The organism is Kitasatospora sp. NPDC056184, from assembly GCF_042268405.1.
Taxonomy (GTDB): domain Bacteria; phylum Actinomycetota; class Actinomycetes; order Streptomycetales; family Streptomycetaceae; genus Kitasatospora.
The window spans coordinates 51,601-67,126 of sequence record NZ_JBHJUI010000035.1; the positions used below are offsets into that span (position 1 = coordinate 51,601).

The 15,526-nt window shown below is 74.2% G+C and carries 11 protein-coding genes; 10 read left to right on the forward strand and 1 reads right to left on the reverse strand.

The genetic code is table 11. The features are described from left to right. Positions 1–50: 50 nt before the first annotated feature. From ACFC0B_RS37755 to ACFC0B_RS37775, 5 genes are read left to right on the forward strand one after another with little or no spacing between them, the layout of a single operon-like run. Positions 51–1,910 carry an IucA/IucC family protein gene (locus tag ACFC0B_RS37755; RefSeq protein WP_376096992.1) on the forward strand — a complete coding sequence of 620 codons (1,860 nt, stop codon included), beginning with the start codon at positions 51–53 and terminating at the stop codon, positions 1,908–1,910. Beyond that, a complete protein-coding gene (locus ACFC0B_RS37760; protein WP_376097022.1) occupies positions 1,802–2,509 on the forward strand; it encodes a GNAT family N-acetyltransferase in 708 nt (235 codons plus the stop codon). The genes ACFC0B_RS37755 and ACFC0B_RS37760 overlap by 109 nt, the downstream gene beginning before the upstream one ends. Before the next feature lie 15 nt (positions 2,510–2,524). Beyond that, positions 2,525–3,940: a lysine N(6)-hydroxylase/L-ornithine N(5)-oxygenase family protein gene (locus ACFC0B_RS37765; protein WP_376096995.1), complete on the forward strand. Its 1,416-nt coding sequence runs from the start codon at positions 2,525–2,527 to the stop codon at positions 3,938–3,940. Continuing rightward, positions 3,918–5,744 carry an IucA/IucC family protein gene (locus ACFC0B_RS37770; protein ID WP_376096998.1) on the forward strand — a complete coding sequence of 609 codons (1,827 nt, stop codon included), beginning with the start codon at positions 3,918–3,920 and terminating at the stop codon, positions 5,742–5,744. Before ACFC0B_RS37765 ends, ACFC0B_RS37770 begins: the two co-directional genes overlap by 23 nt. Positions 5,745–5,756: 12 nt before the next feature. After that, on the forward strand, positions 5,757–7,889 hold the full coding sequence (locus ACFC0B_RS37775; protein ID WP_376097001.1) for an ATP-dependent DNA helicase: 2,133 nt from the start codon (positions 5,757–5,759) through the stop codon (positions 7,887–7,889). A gap of 92 nt (positions 7,890–7,981) precedes the next feature. Here ACFC0B_RS37775 and lexA read toward each other — a convergent pair whose 3' ends face one another. Continuing rightward, entirely contained in the window at positions 7,982–8,767 is a 786-nt protein-coding gene (gene lexA / locus ACFC0B_RS37780; protein WP_376097025.1) for a transcriptional repressor LexA, read from the reverse strand. Between the two features lie 437 nt (positions 8,768–9,204). Here lexA and nrdR point away from each other — a divergent pair, with 437 nt between their 5' ends. From nrdR to ACFC0B_RS37805, 5 genes are all read left to right on the forward strand, one after another. Further along, positions 9,205–9,702: a transcriptional regulator NrdR gene (gene nrdR / locus ACFC0B_RS37785; RefSeq protein ID WP_376097004.1), complete on the forward strand. Its 498-nt coding sequence runs from the start codon at positions 9,205–9,207 to the stop codon at positions 9,700–9,702. A gap of 214 nt (positions 9,703–9,916) precedes the next feature. Continuing rightward, on the forward strand, positions 9,917–12,814 hold the full coding sequence (locus tag ACFC0B_RS37790) for a vitamin B12-dependent ribonucleotide reductase (RefSeq protein ID WP_376097007.1): 2,898 nt from the start codon (positions 9,917–9,919) through the stop codon (positions 12,812–12,814). 147 nt (positions 12,815–12,961) lie between these two features. Beyond that, on the forward strand, positions 12,962–13,201 hold the full coding sequence (locus ACFC0B_RS37795; protein ID WP_376097010.1) for an RNA polymerase subunit sigma-70: 240 nt from the start codon (positions 12,962–12,964) through the stop codon (positions 13,199–13,201). 3 nt (positions 13,202–13,204) lie between these two features. Next, positions 13,205–13,768, forward strand: a complete 564-nt coding sequence (locus tag ACFC0B_RS37800; RefSeq protein WP_376097013.1) for a Clp protease N-terminal domain-containing protein — start codon at positions 13,205–13,207, stop codon at positions 13,766–13,768. Positions 13,769–13,957: 189 nt separating this feature from the next. Then, positions 13,958–15,526 (forward strand): sensor histidine kinase (locus ACFC0B_RS37805; protein ID WP_376097016.1); only part of this gene is annotated, 1,569 nt, incomplete at its 3' end.

Below are 15,526 nucleotides of genomic sequence, written 5' to 3' on the forward strand. Positions count from 1 at the left end.
TTCCCTCCACCCCCTGCGCGTCGGCACTCCACGCGCATCAAGGAGCAGCATTGAGCACCGCCCTGACCGGAGCCCCGATCCACTTCCCGGCCCCCCGCCCCGCCCCCGCCCCCACCGCGACCAGCGCCGCGGGCCCGGCCCCGGCGCCGTCCGACCGGCTGCTCCACCCGGACCCGTCCGTCGCCGCCGAGCAGGCCGCCCTGGAGGCCCTGCTGCGCTGCTGGGCCCGCGAGACCGGCGCCGCCCCCGGCCCCGACGGGTACCTGCGGATCGCCGTCCTCGGCGGCGCCGCCCGGCTCTCCGCCCCGGTCCGGCACTGGTCGCCGGCCGGCTGGCACCGCTTCGGCCCGGCCACCCTCGCGGCCGGCGGGGCCGACGAGGCGGAGGACTTCTGCGACGCCCCGGTGGACGCCGTCACCGCCGCCGCCCTGCTCGCCGCCGCGGCCGCCGACCGGCCCGACCCCGGACAGGTCGCCGACCTCGCCGCCCGGGTCGCCGACTCGGTGGTCCGCACCGCCGACATCCTCGCCCACCACCGCGCCGCCACCGCCCCGGTGCCCGGCGGCCCCGAGCGCTCGGAGTTCCTCGCCGCCGAGCAGTCCCTGCTGCTTGGGCACCCGATGCACCCCACGCCGAAGAGCCGCGACGGCCTCGGCCCCGCCCAGAGCGCCGCCTACTCGCCCGAACTGCACGGCTCCTTCCAGCTGCACTGGTACGCCGTCGACCGGGACCTGCTCGCCGCCGGCTCCGCCGTCCCCGAGGCCGCCGACCGGATCACCGCCCGGCTGCTCGACGACCCCGCGCTGTTGCCGCCCGGCACCGCCGCCCTGCCGCTGCACCCCTGGCAGGCCCGCGAACTCGCGCATCGCCCGGCCGTCGCCGAGCTGCTCGCCGAGGGCCGGCTGCACGACCTCGGCCCGGCCGGCGACCCCTGGTACCCCACCTCCTCGGTGCGCACCGTCTACCGGCCCGGCACCCCCTGGATGCTCAAGCTCTCGCTGGGCCTGCGGATCACCAACTCCCGCCGGGAGAACCTCCGCAAGGAGCTCCACCGCGGCCTGGAGATGCACCGGCTGCTGGAGAGCGGCCTCGCCGCCGAGTGGCGGGCCGCCCACCCCGGCTTCGACGTCGTCCGCGACCCCGCCTGGATCGGCGTCGACCACCCCGGACTCGGCGACCCGGGCGGCCTGGACACCGTGCTGCGCGCCCAGCCCTTCGCCCCGGGGGAGCGCGCCTACTGCGTGGCCGGCCTGGTCGCCGAACGGCCGCACGGCGCCCGCGGCGGCGACCCCGTCCCCTCCCGGCTCGGCGACCTGCTGCGCGCGCTCGCCGCCCGCACCGGCCGCCCGCTGCCCACGGTGGCCGCCGAATGGTTCCTGCGCTACCTGGACGCCGTCGTGCTGCCCGTCCTCTGGCTGGACGGCGTGGCCGGCATCGCCCTGGAGGCCCACCAGCAGAACAGCCTGGTGCTGCTGGACGCCGCAGGCTGGCCGGAGGGCGGCCGCTACCGCGACAACCAGGGCTACTACTACCGGCGGAGCGCCGCCGACCGGCTCACCGCCCGGCTGCCCGGCCTCGGCGCGCACAGCGACACCTTCCTCGACGACCCGGTGATCGACCACCACTTCGCCTACTACCTGGGCATCAACCACGTGCTCGGACTGGTCGGCGCGCTCGGCTCCCAGCAGCTCGCCGACGAGTCCGTCCTGCTGGCCGCGCTCCGCCGCTTCCTGACCGGGCCCGCCGCCACCGCCACCGGCTCCGCGCTGCCCGGCCTGCTGCTGGACGCGCCGACCCTGCCCTGCAAGGCCAATCTGCTCACCCGGATCCAGGGCCTGGACGAACTGGTCGGCCCGGTCGCCACCCAGTCCGTGTACGTCGACATCCCCAACCCGGTGGCCGGCGCGTGAGCGGCCCCGGGGGCGCGGCCGCCCCGGGCCCGGGCTCCGGTGCGGACCCGGCCCGGTGGGGCGCCATGCCCACCGCCGCCGGGGAGTTCCGGCTGCGCGGCGTCCGGCTCCCGGCCGACCTCGGCCTGCTCACCGGCTGGATGAACGACCCCGAGGTCGCCGCCTTCTGGGAGCTGGCCGGCCCGCCCGCCGTCACCGAGCGGCACCTGCGCGGCCAACTCGACGGCGACGGGCACAGCCTGCCCTGCCTCGGCCTGCTCGACGGCACCCCGATGAGCTACTGGGAGGTGTACCGCGCCGACCTCGACCCGCTCGCCGCCCACTACCCGGCCCGGCCCCACGACACCGGCCTCCACCTGCTGCTCGGCCCCGCCACCAGCCGCGGCCGGGGCCTCGCCGCCGCGCTGCTCGCCGCCCTGGCCGACCGCCTCCTGCGGGAACGGCCGCGCTGCGAACGGCTGGTCGCCGAACCCGACGTCCGCAACCGGCGCTCCGTCCGCGCCTTCCGGCGGGCCGGCTTCCGGCTCGCCGCCGAACTCGACCTGCCCGGCAAGCGGGCCGCCCTGATGGTCCGCGACCGCACCCCGCACCCCGCCTAGGACTGCACCCGCCCCATGGACACCTCAGCACCCCCGCCCGGGCCCTACGACCTGCTCGGCGTCGGCATCGGCCCGTTCAACCTCTCGCTCGCCGCGCTGGCCGAGCCCGTCCCCGGCCTGCGCACCCTCTTCTGCGACCGGCGCCCGGAGTTCCGCTGGCACCCCGGGATGCTCGTCGACGGCGCACGGATGCAGGTGCCGTTCCTCGCCGACCTGGTCTCCCTGGTCGACCCGACCAACCCGTGGTCCTTCCTCAACCACCTGCGCGAGCAGGACCGGCTGTTCCCGTTCTACTTCACCGAGCGCTTCCAGCTCACCCGCCGCGAGTACGACCACTACTGCCGCTGGGCCGCCGAGCGGCTCGCCAACTGCCGCTTCGGCACCGAGGTCACCGCCCTGCACTGGGCCGGCGACCGGTACCGGGCCGAGCTGCGGGAGAGCGCCACCGGGCGGGAGCGCACCGTCGAGGCGCGCAACGTCGTCCTCGGCGTCGGCACCCGGCCCGTGCGGCCCGCGGCCTTCGCCGCCCTCGACGGCCACCCGCGGGTCTTCCACTCCGCCGACTACCTGGACCGGCGCGACGGCCTGGCCGGGGCCCGGGACATCACCGTCGTCGGCAGCGGGCAGTCCGGCGCCGAGATCTTCCTCGACCTGCTGCGCCGCCACGACGGCGACGGCGTCCGGCTGCGCTGGCTCACCCGCACCCGGGCGCTCGCGCCGATGGAGTACTCCAAGCTCGGCCTGGAGCACTTCACCCCCGACTACACCCGGTACTTCCACGGCCTGCCCGGGGGCGTGCGGGACAGCCTGGTCGAGGCCCAGTGGCAGTTGCACAAGGCCGCCTCCGCCGAGACCCTCGCCGAGATCCACGACCACCTCTACGCGCGCACCGTCGGCCGGCCGGTCGGCGACGCGCCGGTCGAGATCACCCCCGGCACCGCTGTCACCGCGGCCCGCTCCGGCCCCTGCGGCGGGTTCGAACTCGACTGCCGGCACACCGACTCCGGGACCGGTCACGTGCTGCGCACCGATGCGGTGGTGCTCGCCACCGGCTACCGGGCCGCCCGGCCGGCCGCCCTGGAACCGCTCGCCCGCCTCGTCGACTGGGACGCGGCCGGCCGCTACCGGGTCGACCTCGACCACCGGGTGGCCACCCTGCCGGAGGTCACCGGCGGGCTGTACGTGCAGAACGGCGAGCTGCACACGCACGGGGTGGGCGCCCCCGACCTCGGCCTCGGCGCCCACCGGGCCGCGGTGATCCTCAACGCCGTCACCGGGCGGACCGTCCACCGGCTGCCGGAGCGCACCGCCTGGACCGGCTTCGCGCCGCCCGCCCCCGCCCCTGCCCCCGCACCCGACCCCGTTCCCGCACCCGCACCCGCCCTTTCCCGACCCCAGGAGCCGACCCGTGCCGCAACCGCCGGCCGCTGAACCGCCGCTGTACCTGCCGCCGCAGCTCACCGCCGGGCACTGGCAGCGGGCCGGCCGCGCACTGCTGGCCAAGATGCTCGGCGAGTTCGCCTACGAGGAGCTCGTCACCCCCGTCGAGACCGGCACCCCCGGCGCGTACGTGCTCAAGCTGCCCGGGGCCGAGTACCGCTTCACCGCCCGGCGCGGCGCCTACGACAGCTGGCACGTCGCCCCCGGCTCGGTCGGCTGCGACGCGCCCGAGGGGGCCGACCCGCTGCGCTTCCTCGCCCACGCCCGGCACGTCCTCGGCCTGCGCGGCGACACCACCGGCCACCTGCTGCGCGAACTCACCGCCACGCTGACCGCCGACGCCCACCTGCTCGCCACCGGGCTCACCGCCGCCGAGCTCGCCGACCTCGGCCACACCGAGCTGGAGGGCCGGCAGGGCGGCCACCCGTGGATCGTCCCCAACAAGGGCCGGATCGGCTTCTCGGCCGCCGACGCCGCCCGCTGGGCGCCCGAGGCCCGCACCCCGCGCCCGCTGCCCTGGATCGCCGTCCACCGCCGGCTCGCCGAGTACCGCGGCGTGGCCGGCCTCGCCGACCCCGCGCAGCTGTACCGCCGCGAGCTCGACGACCCGGACGCGCTGCGCGCCCCGCTCGGCGCCGCCGCCGACGACTACCTGCTGCTGCCGGTGCACCCCTGGCAGTGGGACGAGACGGTGCTGCCGCTGTTCGCCCCGTGGATCGCCTCCGGAGAGATCGTCCCGCTCGGCACCGACGGCGACCTCCGGCTGCCCCAGCAGTCGATCCGCTCGTTCTTCAACGAGAGCCGCCCCGAGCGCTGCACCGTCAAGCTGCCGCTCGCCATCCTCAACACCCTGGTCTGGCGCGGCCTGCCCACCGAGCGCACGCTGGCCGCGCCCGCCGTCACCGCCTGGATCCACGGGCTGCGCGACGCCGATCCGTTCCTGCGCGACGAGTGCCGGGTGGTGCTGCTCGGCGAGATCGCCTCCGTCACCGTCGACCACCCCCTCTACCGGGAGCTGCCGGAGGCCCCGTACCAGTACAAGGAGCTGCTCGGCGCGATCTGGCGCGAGCCGCTCGGCCCCGCCCTGGCGCCCGGCGAGCGCGCCCGCACCCTGGCCGCGCTGCTGCAGACCGGCCGCGACGGGCGGCCGCTCGCCGCCGAGCTGATCGCCCGCTCCGGGCTGGCCCCCGCCGAGTGGACCGCCCGGCTGTTCGCCGCGATGCTGCCGCCGCTGCTGCACTTCCTCTACCGGTACGGGCTGGTCTTCTCCCCGCACGGCGAGAACGCCATCGTCGTCTTCGACGCGCGGGACGTGCCGGTCCGGCTGGCGGTCAAGGACTTCGTCGACGACGTCAACCTCAGCGACCAGGACCTGCCGGAGCTGCGCGGCCTGCCCGCCGAGGTGGACGCGGTGCTGTTGCGCGAGGACCCGCAGGGCCTGTGCCAGTTCCTGCACTCCGGGCTGTTCATCGGCGTGTTCCGCTTCCTGGCGCCGCTGCTGGAGGCACGGACCGGTCTGCCGGAGGCGGAGTTCTGGGCGCTGCTGCGCGCCGAGGTGCTGCGCCACCAGGCGCGCTTCCCGGAACTCGCCGACCGGTTCGCGCTGTTCGACCTGTTCCGGCCGCGGATCGACCGGCTCTGCCTGAACCGCAACCGGCTGCTGCTGGACGGCTACGGGGACCGCCCGCACCGCCCGCACGCCGCCCGGCACGGCACCGTGCCCAACCCGCTCTCCGGGGACGGGACGGCGCCGCTGCCCGGACGGCGGGACCGGATTGTCACCCCTGCCCCGTAGGCTGGGAGGGTCATGACGAACGACTCCGAATCCCAGCTCCCCGCCGAGGACGCCGACCCGGCCGGGAGTGCCGCGGACGCCCCGGTCGAGGCCGTCCCCCGCTCCCGCGTTCCCGAGCTGTTGCACGCCGCGGTCGCGGCCGTCGGCGGCGTCGAGCGCCCCGGTCAGCTCCGGATGGCCGAGGCCGTCGCCGATGCCGTCGACCACGACGAGCACCTGCTGGTGCAGGCCGGCACGGGCACCGGGAAGTCCCTCGCCTACCTGGTGCCGGCGCTCGCCCACGGGGACCGCGTGGTGGTCGCCACCGCCACCCTGGCGCTCCAGCGCCAGCTCGTCGAGCGGGACTTGCCGCGCACCGTGGAGGCGCTCCATCCGGTGCTGCGGCGCCGCCCGCTGTACGCGATGCTCAAGGGCCGCTCCAACTACCTGTGCCTGCACCGGGCCAACGAGGGCACCCCGAGCGAGGAGGGCGAGGGCCTGTTCGACCCGGTCGAGGCGATGGGCGGGCCGGCCGGCAAGCTCGGCCAGGAGGTGCTCCGGCTGCGCGACTGGGCGGACGAGACGGAGACCGGCGACCGGGACGACATGACCCCGGGCGTCTCCGACCGGGCCTGGGCGCAGCTCTCGGTCACCTCCAAGGAGTGCCTGGGCGCCAGCCGCTGCGCGTACGGGCAGGAGTGCTTCGCCGAGAAGGCGCGCGAGCGGGCCAAGCTCGCCGACGTGGTCGTCACCAACCACGCGATGCTCGCGATCGACGCGATCGAGGGCGCGCCGGTGCTGCCCGAGCACGGGCTGCTGATCATCGACGAGGCCCACGAGCTGGTCAACCGGGTCACCGGCGCGGCCACCGCCGAGCTGACCGTCGGCGCCGTGAACCGGGCGGTCAAGCGGGCCGCCCGGCTCGCCAACGAGAAGGCCGTGGACGCGCTGCAGGCCGCCGCCGAGAACTACCACGGCCTGATGGAGACCGCCCAGCCCGGCCGGGTCGAGGAGCTGCCCGAGTACCTCGGCTACGCCGTGACCGCGATCCGGGACGCCGCCCGCCAGGTGATCACCTCGCTCGGCGAGACCAGGGACAAGGGGCTCAGCGACGAGGACGCCGTCCGCAAGCAGGCGATGGCCTCCGCCGAGGCCCTGCACGAGACCGCCGACCGGCTGCTCCAGGACTCCGAGTACGACGTGGTCTGGATCGAGCGCAGCGACCGCTTCGGGCTGGGCACCGCCTCGCTGCGGGTCGCCCCGCTGAGCGTCTCCGGGCTGCTGCGCGAGGGCCTGTACAAGGAGCGCTCGGTGGTGCTCACCTCGGCCACCCTCAAGCTCGGCGGGGACTTCAACGGCGTGGCCGCCTCGGTGGGCCTGCCGTCCGAGGCCCGGCTGCCGGACGTCCGCACCCCGGGCGACAACCCGGAGGCGGCGGGCGCGGGCTTCGGCGACGAACCGGTGCCGCACTGGCGGGGGATCGACGTCGGCTCGCCGTTCAAGTACCCCAAGCAGGGCATCCTGTACGTCGCCCGGCATCTGGCCGACCCCGGACGGGATCCCGAACGGCCGGACATGCTGGACGAGTTGGCCGAGCTGATCGGCGCGGCCGGCGGGCGGACGCTCGGCCTGTTCTCCTCGATGCGCGGCGCCCAGGCGGCCGCCGAGGCGATGCGGGAGCGGCTGGACCACCGGATCCTGCTCCAGGGGGAGGACACCCTGGGCGAGTTGATCCGCGAGTTCGCCTCGGACGCGACCAGCTGCCTGTTCGGCACGCTGTCGCTCTGGCAGGGCGTGGACGTGCCCGGTTCGGCCTGCCAGCTGGTGGTGATGGACCGGATCCCGTTCCCGCGGCCGGACGACCCGCTGATGAGCGCCCGGCAGAAGGACGTCGAACAGCGCGGCGGGAACGGCTTCATGGCCGTCGCGGCCACCCACGCGGCGCTGCTGATGGCGCAGGGCGCGGGCCGGCTGGTGCGCGCCGCGGAGGACCGGGGCGTGGTGGCGGTGCTCGACCCGCGGGTGGAGACCAAGCGGTACGGCGGCTTCTTCCGCTCCTCGATGCCGGAGTTCTGGTACACCACGGACCGCAACCAGGTGCGCCGCTCGCTGGCGGCGATCGACGCCTCGGCGGCGCCGGTTCGACCGGTGGTGAAGCGGGGCTGAGGCGCGGCCGGGACGGGCCGGAGGGGCTCCGCGCGGTGAGCGGGGAGCCCCTTCCTGTGGGTGCCGGGGTCCGGACGGGGTACCGGCTGCCGTCAGAGGCGGCGCAGGACGGCGACGACCTTGCCCAGGATGGTCGCGTTGTCGCCGTTGATCGGCTCGTAGGCCGGGTTGTGCGGCATCAGCCAGATCCGGCCGTCCTCGCGCTTGAGGCGCTTGACGGTGGCCTCGCCGTCGATCATCGCGGCCACGATGTCGCCGTTCTCGGCGACCGGCTGGCGGCGGACGGTCACCCAGTCGCCGTCGCAGATGGCCGCCTCGATCATCGAGTCGCCGCGCACGGTGAGCGCGAACAGCTCGCCCTCGCCGACCAGCTGCCGCGGCAGCGGGAAGACGTCCTCGACCGTCTGCTCGGCCAGGATCGGCCCGCCGGCGGCGATCCGGCCGACCAGCGGCACGTACGAGGTGGAGGGGCGGCCGGCGGTCTCGGCGGTGTTCGGCCGGGCCACCTCGACGCCGCGGACCTCGTAGGCGCGCGGGCGGTGCGGGTCCCGGCGCAGGAAGCCCTTGCGCTCCAGCGCCATCAGCTGGTGGGCCACCGAGGAGGTGCTGGAGAGGCCGACGGCCTGGCCGATCTCCCGCATGGACGGCGGGTAGCCGCGCCGCTGGACCGAATCCCGGATGACCTCGATCACCCGGCGCTGGCGCTCGGTGAGGCCGGCCTCGTCGGTGCGGATGCCGGGCGGACGCCCGGGCGCCGAGCGGGTCGGGGCGGGGTGGGCGTCATCCAGCACGGGGGAGTGCTCGATGGGCTGGTCCGGAACGCGGCCGACGCCGGAAAGGCCCGGGCCCAGGGAGCGGTGGTCTTCGCTTCGGTCCATGCTGTCCACACTCTGCTGATTCGTGGTGCGCTGCCCCACCTTGAGCTGGGAGTGTTCCTGCACCGGGATGGTGTTGCTTTCGACGGTGTTCACGGCGGCCCCTCTCGACGGCTGTCCTCTCCTTTTTCCAGCCCAACGCACCTCGTATCGAAAGGTTGCGCCAAACACACGTTCGAGTGAATTATTCGGGAGTTGGCTGACTCGATCAAGGCTTTGTTGTACATCGATTAAATGTTCGATCCGAAGGCGTCCCGGGAATCTTAGTCCGCACCGACACGCCCGTGGGTCTACTTCCGCCACAGACCTAGATGTAGTGGCTACAGTCCTCTCCGTGGCCCAGTACTTGTGGTCGAGGCCTCAAGATCGGGTTGCTACCAGCGCCCCGGGATCGCATAGACTCGACCAGTCCGCACGTCCTGCCAGGGAGGGATCCTCAGGTGCACTGCCCCTTCTGCCGGCACTCCGACAGCCGCGTCGTCGACAGCCGGACCACCGAGGACGGCAGCTGCATCCGCCGTCGCCGGCAGTGCCCGGACTGCGGCCGCCGCTTCACCACGGTGGAGACGGCCGCCCTGATGGTCATCAAGCGCAGCGGCGTCACCGAGCCGTTCTCCCGGGAGAAGGTCATCTCCGGCGTCCGCAAGGCCTGCCAGGGCCGCCCGGTCACCGAGGACGCCCTCGCCCAGCTCGGCCAGCGGGTCGAGGAGTGCGTGCGGGCCACCGGCAACGCCGAGCTCACCACGCATGACGTCGGGCTGGCCATACTGGGCCCGCTCAAGGAGCTCGACGTGGTCGCGTACCTGCGCTTCGCCAGCGTCTACCAGGCGTACGACGGACTGGAAGACTTCGAGGCCGCCATCGCGGAACTCCGCGCCGAGCGGCCCGTCCCCGAGGCGGACGGCACTCCCGTGTCCGTCGCCGCCGCCGCGCCCTAACCGGCCCGGCCCCTTCACCGGCCCCTTCCGGGGTCGGCAGCATCCCCGGCCCCCTCAAGGGCCGACGTGTGCCCGAAAACGGCGCACAGACCATGACAAACCGTGCGCGGTCGGCGAGGACTCCCGCCTGCCCGCACACCGGAAGAGCGAACCAGCCGTGCCCGGATTTTTCGGGGCACTCCGGGCGTTTGCCCAACCAGGAGGAGGAACAGAAGTGACAGACACCACGAGCGGTTCCGCACGCGGGTCGAAGTCCGACAAGGCGGCGGCCAAGGGCGGCGCCGGCAAGGCCCCCAAGGGCGGTCTGCGGATCGGGCGCATCTACACCACTCCTGGCGTGCACCCGTACGACGAGGTCCGCTGGGAGCGGCGCGACGTCGTCATGACCAACTGGCGTGACGGCTCGATCAACTTCGAGCAGCGCGGCGTCGAGTTCCCCGACTTCTGGTCGGTGAACGCCGTCAACATCGTCACCTCCAAGTACTTCCGCGGCGCCGTCGGCACCCCGCAGCGCGAGTGGAGCCTCAAGCAGATCATCGACCGCGTGGTGCTCACCTACCGCGCCGCCGGTGAGAAGAACGGCTACTTCGCCACCCCGGACGACGCCGAGGTGTTCGAGCACGAGCTGACCCACGCCCTCCTCCACCAGGTGTTCAGCTTCAACTCGCCGGTCTGGTTCAACGTCGGCACCAAGCAGCCCCAGCAGGTCTCCGCCTGCTTCATCCTGTCCGTCGACGACTCCATGGAGTCGATCCTCGACTGGTACAAGGAAGAGGGCATGATCTTCAAGGGCGGCTCCGGCGCCGGCCTGAACCTCTCCCGGATCCGCTCCAGCAAGGAACTGCTGTCCTCCGGCGGCAACGCCTCCGGCCCGGTCTCCTTCATGCGCGGCGCCGACGCCTCCGCCGGCACCATCAAGTCCGGTGGCGCCACCCGCCGCGCGGCCAAGATGGTCGTCCTCGACGTCGACCACCCGGACGTCGAGGCCTTCATCGAGACCAAGGTGAAGGAGGAGGAGAAGATCCGCGCCCTGCGCGACGCGGGCTTCGACATGGACCTCGGCGGGGACGACATCACCTCCGTCCAGTACCAGAACGCCAACAACTCGGTCCGCGTCAGCGACGAATTCATGACCGCCGTCGAGAACGGCACCGAATTCGGCCTGCGCGCCCGGATGACCGGCGAGGTCATCGAGACCGTCGACGCGAAGAAGCTCTTCCGCAAGATGGCCGAGGCCGCCTGGGCCTGCGCCGACCCCGGCATCCAGTACGACTCCGTCATCAACCACTGGCACACCTGCCCGGAGTCCGGCCGGATCAACGCGTCCAACCCCTGCTCCGAGTACATGCACCTGGACAACTCCAGCTGCAACCTCGCCTCGCTCAACCTCATGAAGTTCCTCCGCGACGACACCGCGTCCGACGGCGGGGCGGGCTTCGACGCCGAGACCTTCGCCAAGGTCGTCGAGCTGGTCATCACCGCGATGGACATCTCCATCTGCTTCGCGGACTTCCCGACCGAGAAGATCGGCGAGACCACCCGCGCCTACCGCCAGCTGGGCATCGGCTACGCCAACCTCGGCGCCCTGCTGATGGCCACCGGCCACGCCTACGACAGCGAGGGCGGCCGCGCCCTGGCCGGCGCCATCACCTCGCTGATGACCGGCACCGCCTACCGCCGCGGCGCCGAGCTGGCCGGCGTCGTCGGCCCGTACGACGGCTACGCCCGCAACGCCGCCCCGCACCAGCGGGTCATGAAGCAGCACGCGGACGCCTCGAAGGCCGCCGTCTTCTTCGGCGACCTGGACGCCCCGGTCTGGGCCGCGGCCACCGAGACCTGGAACGACGTGCTCCGGGTCGGCGCGCAGAACGGTTTCCGCAACGCCCAGGCCTCGGTGCTCGCCCCGACCGGCACCATCGGCCTGATGATGGACTGCGACACCACCGGCGTGGAGCCGGACCTCGCGCTGGTCAAGTTCAAGAAGCTGGTCGGCGGCGGCTCGATGCAGATCGTCAACGGCACCGTCCCGCGCGCCCTGAAGCGCCTCGGCTACCAGGACGAGCAGATCGAGGCGGTCGTCGCCCACATCGCCGAGCACGGCAACGTGGTCGACGCGCCCGGCCTGAAGACCGAGCACTACGAGGTCTTCGACTGCGCCATGGGCGAGCGCTCCATCTCCCCGATGGGCCACGTCCGGATGATGGCCGCGATCCAGCCGTGGATCTCCGGCGCCATCTCCAAGACGGTGAACATGCCGGCCTCCGCGACCGTCGAGGACGTCGAGGAGATCTACTTCGAGGCCTGGAAGACGGGCGTCAAGGCGCTCGCCATCTACCGCGAGAACTCGAAGGTCGGCCAGCCGCTCTCGGCCAAGAAGAAGGACGAGAAGGCCGAGGAGGCCCCGGCCGCCGCGGTCGAGAAGGTCGTCGAGTACCGCCCGGTCCGCAAGCGCCTGCCCAAGGGCCGTCCGGGCATCACCACCTCCTTCACGGTCGGTGGCGCCGAGGGCTACATGACCGCCAACTCCTACCCGGACGACGGCCTCGGCGAGGTCTTCCTGAAGATGTCCAAGCAGGGCTCGACCCTCGCGGGCATGATGGACGCCTTCTCCATCGCCGTCTCGGTCGGCCTCCAGTACGGCGTGCCGCTGGAGACCTACGTCGCGAAGTTCACCAACATGCGCTTCGAGCCGGCCGGTCTGACCGACGACCCGGACGTGCGGATGGCGCAGTCGATCGTCGACTACATCTTCCGCCGCCTGGCGCTGGACTTCCTGCCGTTCGAGACCCGCTCGGCGCTCGGCATTCACTCCGTCGAGGAGCGCCAGCGCCACCTGGAGACCGGGTCCTACGAGCCGCTGGAGGCCGAGGAGCTGGACACCGAGACGCTCGCCCAGTCCGCTCCGCTGGCCCCCGCCGCCAAGCCGGCCGCCGCTCCGGCCCCGGCGCCGAAGGCCACCCCGGCCCAGGCCCACAACTCGACCGAGCTGATCGAGATCCAGCTGGGCCTGAACGCCGACGCGCCGCTCTGCTTCTCCTGCGGCACCAAGATGCGCCGGGCCGGCAGCTGCTACCTCTGCGAGGGCTGCGGCTCCACCAGCGGCTGCAGCTGAGCGGGGCCCGCACCTCCCGCTGAGGTGAGCCACCGCTGAAGGCGGGGCGAGGACATGACGTCCTCGCCCCGCCTTCTCGCTTCTTCCCGTCGACTCTTCCCGTCAACCAGGGTTGACGGGAGGTCGGCGTCAACCTAGGTTGACGTCATGGGTGTGAGCGGAGAGTTGGCGGCCGCGGCCGCCGGCCGGGATCCGGCGGTGGGGCTCCGGGCCGTCCGGGCCCTGCGGGACCTGGCGGACCGGCTGGAGGGCCTGCAGGTCGGCAACGCGCGGGAGCAGGGCTGGTCGTGGCAGTCGATCGCGGCCTGCCTGGGAGTGACCCGGCAGGCGGTGCACAAGAAGTACGCGAAGCGCGGGCTCGGCGGAAGCGGAGAGGGCGGGGACTGAGCGATGTTCGAGCGATTCACCGAGGGGGCCCGGCGAGTGGTCGGCCGGGCCGGGCAGGAGTCGGCGGAGCTGCGGCACGGCCGCGTCGGCACCGAGCACCTGCTGCTGGCGGTCCTGGCCGAGCCCGAGGATCCGGCGGCGCAGGTGCTGATCGGGGCGGGGCTCGACCACGCCACGGCCCGGCGGTCCGTCCTGAGGCTGCTGGGGGAGGGGGACGACGCGCGGGCGCTGGCGGCGATCGGGGTGGACCTGGACGCCGTGCGGGAGGCGGTCGAGTCCGTGTTCGGGGCCGGGGCCCTGGACGCGCCGTCCGAGGAGGAGCCGCGGCGGCGCGGGTGGTTCGGGTCCGGGGGCCGGGCGGGCCGCAGTCCGTTCACCGCGCGGGGGAAGAAGGTGCTGGAGCTGTCGCTGCGCGAGTCGCTGCGGTTGAAGTCCGGTCACATCGCGGTGGGTCACCTGCTGCTCGGCCTGCTCCGCGAGGGCGAGGGGCTGGGGGCGCGGGTGATCGCCGAGCACGGCCTGGACTTCGCCGCCGTGCGGCGTGCCGTGGAGGTGGCGGTGGGGTGAAGAGTGGGCGAGTGGAGCGGTATACGGAGCGTTGCCGGAGGAGACTGACCGTCAACTTGTCGGTTGAGTGCATCGTCTGAATGGATATGATCGGCCGACTGCGTGAACCGAAATGCCGCCCGGAGACGTTTCACTACGTCGGCCGGGCGGTCGCGCATTCGCCCGACTTCTGCCGAGGACACCGCACCGATGACAGAACCCACCAGCCCCGACGGCGGGCCGCGCCGTCGACCCGACGTGCGCACCAAGGCTCTGACGGCGGGGGCCGCCCTGCTGGCGGCGGTGGCCGGGCCGGTCGGGGTGATGCGGGCGACCGACGCCGGACAACCGCTGACCGCGGCCGCCGTGGCGGCGGTCACCGCGCTCTGGCTGATCGCCGTCTGGCAGGCCGGGGCGGCCACCGAGCGGGCCCGGCGGCTGGAGGCCGAGCTGGCCGGGCAGGACGACGAGGCCATGACGGCGCTGGTCGTCGCGGGTGCGGCCAAGCAGGCCGAGACGGCCGCCAAGGCGCGGGCCGCCGCCGCGGAGGCCGAGCGGGACGAGGCCCGGGCCGCGCTCGGGCGGGCCGAGGCGGAGGTCACGGCCGCCCGTGCGGAGGCGGCCCGCGCCCGTGCGGAGGCCGAGGCGGCCCGCGCCGAGCGGGCCGTCCTGGAGCGGCTGGCCGACGAGGTGCTGCCGGAGGTGGCGAAGCGGCTGCGCACCGGCGCGACCGTGGACAGCGCGCTGGCCGCCCACCGCGAGCACCCCCAGCGCGCGCTGCTGCGCGCCGTCGCCGAGGAGATCGGCCGCGGCGAGAAGCTGCGGGCCGCCGCGCTGGCGGTCTGCGCGACCGCCGCCGGCCGCGTCCAGGCGCTCGCCACGAGCATGCACGCCGAGCTGCGCGAGATGCAGCACCGGCACGACGAGGAGGTCCTCGGCGACCTGCTGAGCCTGGACCACGCCACCGCGCAGGCGGGCCGGATGGCCGACAGCATCGCGGTGCTCACCGGCGCCCGCTCCGGCCGGCGCTGGGGCAAGCCGATCCCGGTGGAGTCGGTGCTGCGCGGCGCGCTCGGCCGGATCGGCGCCTACCAGCGGGTGCGGCTGCACAGCGCGAGCACGGCCGCGGTGGTCGGGTTCGCCGCCGAGGGCGTGATGCACGCGCTGGCCGAACTGCTGGACAACGCGACCACCTTCTCCGCCCCGCCGGCCGAGGTGCACGTCTACGTCGAGGAGGTGCCGGCCGGTCTGGCGATCACCGTCGAGGACAGCGGCCTCGGCCTGAGCGACAGCTGGCTGCGCCGCGCCGAGCGGGCCGTCTCGGCGGAGCCGCTGGACCTCGGCACGCTGTCGGCGGGCACCCGGATCGGCCTCGCGGTGGTCGGCGTGCTGGCCCGCAAGCACGGCCTGCAGATCTCGTTCCGGCCGTCGGCGCGCGGCGGCACCGGCGTGGTGATGCTGATCCCGCAGCAGCTGATCACCCACCCCGCCCCGGCGTCCGCGCCGGTGCCCGCTCCCGCGGCCGTTCCCGCCGAGCGGGCCGCGCGCCCCGCGCTCACCCCCGCCCGCCCGGCGCCGTCCGCGTCCACCGCGCCCGCCCCGGCCCCCGCCGCGCCGGTGACGGACAGCGGACTCCCGCAGCGCCGCCGCGGCCAGACGCTCGGTGCCCCCGCGCCCGCGGCCGTCCCGGCCGAGCGGTCCGCCCGCCCCGACGCGGCGGGTGCCGCCGCCCGGTTCGGCGCCTTCCGCCGGGCCGCCCTGCCGGCCGCGGACCCCGCC

Bases quoted from the DNA above. Each gene is read 5' to 3' on its own strand.
- ACFC0B_RS37765 (WP_376096995.1), top strand. From the start codon at position 2,525: ATGGACACCTCAGCACCCCCGCCCGGGCCCTACGACCTGCTCGGCGTC.
- ACFC0B_RS37775 (WP_376097001.1), top strand. From the start codon at position 5,757: ATGACGAACGACTCCGAATCCCAGCTCCCCGCCGAGGACGCCGACCCG.
- lexA (WP_376097025.1), bottom strand. From the start codon at position 8,767: ATGGACCGAAGCGAAGACCACCGCTCCCTGGGCCCGGGCCTTTCCGGC.
- ACFC0B_RS37795 (WP_376097010.1), top strand. From the start codon at position 12,962: ATGGGTGTGAGCGGAGAGTTGGCGGCCGCGGCCGCCGGCCGGGATCCG.
- ACFC0B_RS37800 (WP_376097013.1), top strand. From the start codon at position 13,205: ATGTTCGAGCGATTCACCGAGGGGGCCCGGCGAGTGGTCGGCCGGGCC.